The organism is Allobosea massiliensis (assembly GCF_042655245.1).
In the GTDB taxonomy this organism is placed as follows: Bacteria; Pseudomonadota; Alphaproteobacteria; order Rhizobiales; family Beijerinckiaceae; genus Allobosea; species Allobosea massiliensis.
On record NZ_JBHSLU010000031.1, the window covers coordinates 1 to 4,003 of the forward strand.

A 4,003-nucleotide genomic window follows, 5' to 3' on the forward strand; every position below is an offset into this window, starting at 1 on the left:
TCGGGGATCTCTCGGTTCAGGGTTGGCGTTCACAACCCAAACCTAACCGGCAATCGCCGGTGACCACCGTCAGCTACACCACGCTATGGGACACGACCTTCTAATGACGCCTTCAAGGCCGAGAACTTCGCCGCCAAATGCAAGAGCTTGCGGAGTTTTCCAGAAATCCGGAGCGTGCAGGACGGTGCGCCTGCGGGGTTTGATGAACCGGGCCGCCCAGTTGACGTAGGTTAGCATGGTCTGAGGGAGGTTGAGGGACGCTAAAGCGGTTTCCGAGCCGGGTAGGGCGGGTATGTTTGATAGCAGTCGTTGGTGCAGGTCCTCGATACGGGGCGGCAGGGATTGCGGATGAGCGTTCGGCCCGGTCACGGTTCACCTGTGAATGATGGTGCTGCCCAACAGAAGGGTCGTTACTATACCAGAGAGAGTGCGAGCGGGATTGTACCGGCGAAAAATCGCGGTCTCTATGTTTGAGCGAACCCGCCCAGCCGCGCTTGCATCAGCCTTGATCCACCAGCAACCCGCCGATGTTCGGGCAGAAATCGCGAGACCCCTACTCGTACAGGCGAGCCCGCAAATTCCCCCCGTGGGCCACCCCGCGTGCCCCTCGGCGAAACCGCACGGCCCCTTGCCGGTGCACCGTACCTGTCCCCTCCGATGGCCGATTGGCGCTGTGCGGGTCCGACCGTAGAGGCCCGTCTTGCTGGTCCCGGCGACTACTCTACCCGGAAGCTCTGCCGGGCTTTCGGGGGCGGGCGGTGCTCGATGATGGCGAGGGCCCGGCCGCACCCGGAAACAACAAGGGCATCTGCTCCAGCAGCACCCCACAGCAGGCGACGACGGCCGCATCCCGATCCGCTCTCGCCATCGCTGCGGTCAGCTCTGAAAATACCTCCGGCGGCAGTTCAACTACAAAATCTAATACACCTCCGCCTTTCGATGCTCTCTTAAAGCTAATCGAGACAAATGATCGCTCTCCTTTTCTGCCGCCTATGACGCTGTGCATTCTCACTCCGTATACGTCGTTCTTCCAAAACGCCTCGGTTTCTCCAGATGCTTTGACTTTGATCTGCATGATGCTTCTCCTTTGACGAAAATAAACTATTGGAAGCAGAAACAGATGCAACTCGGCTGTGAATGGAGAGTGCCCCCGATGCTTACGTAAGCAACCAACGGGCGTAGCGAACCGGTGCCTGCCTGTCTCACAGGGCAGGGGTGAGTGAGACGTCTCAGCTCGCGGTCGCCTCTGTCTCACACGAATTGCTATTGACTTCTGAGACGGGCCGCGCTCAACATCAATGAGCCTATTGAGACAAAGGAGAGGGTAGATGCTTGTCGGCTACGCCAGAACCTCGACCACAGAACAGACCGCCGGATTGGCGGATCAGGTCGCGGAGTTGACGCGGCTTGGCTGCGAACGGGTGTTTGAGGAGCACGGCTCCGGTGTGGACAACGAACGGCCGAAACTGCGCGAGGCGATTGATTTCGTTCGGCGCGGCGACGTGCTGGTCGTGACTAAGCCCGACCGTATCGCACGCTCGGCAATCGACCTCCTCACCACGGTGAAGGCAGTTCAGGCGAAGGGGTGCGAGGTCCGCATCCTCTCGCTGGGGATCGACACCACCGCACCGACCGGTAAGCTCACGCTCACTGTGCTGGCGGGCATGGCAGAGTTTGAGCGCGACCTGATGTTGGAACGCCAGCGGGCCGGCATTGCGGCGGCGAAGGCGCAAGGCAAGTACAAGGGGCGTGCGCCGACCGCCCGTGCCAAGGCGTCGGGTGTCGCGGAGCTTTGGCATCAGGGCATGGGGGCGAGTGAGATCGCCACCAAGCTCCAGATCAGCCGAGCGAGCGTCTATCGCATCCTTGGCGCTTTGACCGGGCGCTCGGTAGAGAGCCTTGATACCGTGCAGCCCCCGCGAAATTGAGCCCATTGTTCGGCGGCTGGCATGCGCTATCCCTTCTTGGTTGAATAGGACATGATGAGTGGGAACGGCGTCGTTCAGCCCCCGAATGAGAGAGGTCTAAGCGTTGATCACCGCTGCAATACCGCTGCTCGGGGGCGTAGCAGCTTTCGTAGGCTATTTCTTAGAAATGGGCTGGCTGTTCTGGCTGGGCGCTGCGGTTTGCGGCTTCAATGAGTTCATGAACGTTGCTTCGGGAGTATACCGGTTCCCGTTCGTGGCGCTTGGCTGCGTCATCATAGGCGCATTCGCGGTCTCACCTACGTTAGTCGGGGCTGGGCTGGGCCTTGCCGGCGCGGGGCTGATAGGTGGAGCAAGCGAAATCTACGGCAGGTCGCGCTGATGCTTCACATCGGCGAGACTGGGGTGCGACAACCCGCCGCGCCTGCCGATGGTCGCGTTAACGGGACATTCTCCCCGGCCCGCTTCCGCTGCCCTGACAGGCCCTTAGCTGCTCCCCCAAAGGAACCGTCCCGGCACCGATACTGTCCCACTTAATCAAGCAACTTCAGTGTCTTGATCGGCGTTCGCCGCTATGTCGTCCTGTCTCCGCCGGGCACCTCCGCCCGCCATGTGGGAGACAGACAACATGACCACTACCGCCCCCGCTTCCTGCCGCTCCGGCTCCCTCACGCTGCCCTTCGTCGGCTCCGCTCACGCAGTGCGCTGGCCGGCAGACCACGGCCGGGGCGTCACCATCGACCGGGAGAGCGGCAGTGCCACGATCTGGCTTGGCCGCTGGCAGGTGCATGTTGATTTCCGGCCGGGATCGATGTCGGGAGCGGCGGTCGCTGTGCTGGTGGGCGGGGCCATGCTGGCGGCGTTGCTCGGGAGGCGCTGAGGCGTCCTCATAGCCGGCCCTTTCGCGGCCCCCGAGACAGCCCCGTGAGGGGCTTTCTGCGTTCCGGGTCCGGGTGCAGTGACTGCACAAATGGGCTCAGGTGCAGTGCCGCTGCACTGGCGGCGCTAACCGGTGCAGTAGTGCTGCACCCAATTACCCCCCACCTCCACCCTGATAAGGGGTGTGATTTTAATTACCCCCCACATTCAGCCATACGAGCGTTTCTAAGGTCCTCTTATAATGTCCCTTAGAGTGTCCCTCTGAAGAGCGCCCTCAGTGCCCTCTAAGTGGAACACCCCATCTACATCCTCCAAGAACAACCTCCCTATGATGTTGATTGGGGGAGGGAGGTCGGAGGTCTCAGCTCGCCGGTCCGGCGGAAGCTGCACCTTGTCTGTCCTATTATCCGTCTAACCCCGAACACCAGCAATCCAACTCCAAATGAGCTACGAACCCCTTCGTCCTCCGCAGCGCGGGGTCGATGACCGGGGGCGCCCCGTTATGCGCGTCCCCCTCGCTTCGATCAACGCCCATGCCATCCTCGACGCCGACGATTACGACACCCTTATGGCCCTTGGGGTCTCCCCCAACTGGTCCTTCAGCGGTCGCATGGTCCGGGCCGCTTGCCCGCCGCTCAACACGCAGCGCATCGCCCGCCTCATCGTGAACGCTCCCGAGGGACACGCCGTCCGACACAAGAACCGGAACGGCCTCGACCTCCGCCGTGAGAACCTCTTCACGGCCCCAATCACGCGGCACTCAATCCCGCCCCTCACAGGCAATCACCGGCCCCTGTAACCCTCCCGCCGAAAACGGCCGTTCCGTCCCCAGCCTTGGCAACCTACGGCCGACGCGACGACGGCCGTTCTTGGTCGCCACGCAACAGCAAGAAACCCCTATCCATGGTCATCACCATCTCCCCAGCCGGGAGGGGGCGCTTCCGTGCGTCTCTCGGCTCCCGTCTCCTGTGCACCTCAGACACCCCGTTTCTGTCCGCCGCCCGTGTCCTCATGCGGGACGGTGTGGACCCCTCGACGCCGCTCGAAATGACCCGCGAGGGTAGCAACACCGTTGACCTCCGCTGCACCGTAGGCGCCGCTGTGTCCAGCGACATTCGGAACTGACCCCTTTGCGTCATGAAGAACTGACCCCCATGCCGATTGCCTTTAGGCGGTTGCGGATTGCGGCGTCGCAGCGG

Annotated in this window: 3 protein-coding genes; 2 read left to right on the forward strand and 1 reads right to left on the reverse strand. The window is 62.2% G+C overall.

Annotated features, from left to right (window positions below):
• Nucleotides 1–721: 721 nt before the first annotated feature.
• On the reverse strand, nucleotides 722–1,075 hold the full coding sequence (locus ACFPN9_RS12130) for a hypothetical protein (protein WP_377817096.1): 354 nt from the start codon (nucleotides 1,073–1,075) through the stop codon (nucleotides 722–724).
• Between the two features lie 253 nt (nucleotides 1,076–1,328).
• Between ACFPN9_RS12130 and ACFPN9_RS12135 the strand changes: the two genes are divergently transcribed.
• Both ACFPN9_RS12135 and ACFPN9_RS12140 read left to right on the forward strand, forming a co-directional pair.
• On the forward strand, nucleotides 1,329–1,928 hold the full coding sequence (locus ACFPN9_RS12135) for a recombinase family protein (protein WP_377817098.1): 600 nt from the start codon (nucleotides 1,329–1,331) through the stop codon (nucleotides 1,926–1,928).
• Between the two features lie 625 nt (nucleotides 1,929–2,553).
• Nucleotides 2,554–2,805 (forward strand): hypothetical protein, encoded by a 252-nt coding sequence (locus ACFPN9_RS12140; protein WP_377817100.1) that lies wholly within the window; start codon nucleotides 2,554–2,556, stop codon nucleotides 2,803–2,805.
• The last annotated feature ends 1,198 nt before the right edge of the window (nucleotides 2,806–4,003 follow it).